The sequence below is a fragment of the Candidatus Viridilinea mediisalina genome (assembly GCF_002532535.1).
GTDB lineage: Bacteria > Chloroflexota > Chloroflexia > Chloroflexales > Chloroflexaceae > Viridilinea > Viridilinea mediisalina.
In genome coordinates this window covers 1-1,020 of record NZ_NQWI01000293.1, presented here as the reverse complement: position 1 = coordinate 1,020, position 1,020 = coordinate 1, and the positions used below count along the sequence as shown (strand labels likewise).

Annotated in this window: 1 protein-coding gene; it reads left to right on the top strand. The window is 55.4% G+C overall.

Going from position 1 to position 1,020, the window contains the following annotated elements; genetic code table 11:
* Positions 1-195: 195 nt before the first annotated feature.
* Entirely contained in the window at positions 196-852 is a 657-nt protein-coding gene (locus tag CJ255_RS22100; protein WP_097646212.1) for a CIS tube protein, read from the top strand.
* Positions 853-1,020: the final 168 nt, after the last annotated feature.

The following is a 1,020-nucleotide window of genomic DNA, read 5'->3' as shown; positions in this document are numbered from 1 at the left end:
ACGGCACAAACAGGAACGTTCCTACGCGCCTTCGCTCATGGTGGACAAAATGGGGCAATCAACAACATCCGCTTCCCCAACACCAATTACCCTTGAACATGCCGCATGATCAAGAACGCTAACGCCCATTGGAACACCATGTTCGGCAATCTGCAATCTGCAATCTACAATCGTAAATAGAAATGAGCATCGCGTATGGAACAGACAAACCTTGCCAAAGCATTGATCATCAATCTCGACACCAGTGATCAGATTGAATGTCTCTTCAACCCCAATGCCTACACGTACCACAAGGTCAATGAGTGGGTACAGGGGGCTGGCGGTGGGCGCAACATGCCCCAATTGGAGTTTAGCCGCGGGGGCCCAGCGCATCTCCAGATGCAACTCTTCTTTGACACCTATGAGAGTGGTAAGGATGTTCGTTCGAGCCACACTGAGGCGATTTGGAACCTGATGCTGGTTGATGATAGCCTCAAGGATGCCAAGACGCAGCGGGCACGCCCGCCCAAGGTGCGCTTCCAGTGGGGCCAGTCGTGGACTTTTGATGCGGTGGTGATTGAGATTACCCAGCGTTTTACGATGTTTTTGGGTGATGGTACGCCAGTACGGGCTACCTTGGATGTCGTCTTTCAGCAGAGTAAAGACCCAACCAACCAACCGGCCCAGAACCCCACCTCCGGTGGGCCCGGTGGCGAGCGGGTCTGGACGGTGAATGCGGGCGATACGCTGGCCTGGATCGCCTTTAAGGAGTATGGCGATGCGACAAACTGGCGTCCGATTGCTGCGGTGAATCGCTTGACCAATGTGCGCCGCCTGACGCCAGGGACGATGTTGCTGATTCCTGATCTGTAGGCGGGGGCTGTTGGGGCCGTGCCCCAAACCCGCTTTTTTTCGTTCGTGTTAGCGGCTTCGCCGCTAACACGAACGAAAAAAATGTTAGCAGGAAGAAGCCTTGGGCTAGCAACCACCGCGCCGCTGGCTGAGCCTGTCGAAGCCAAGCGGCGCGGCCCAGAACTTCTT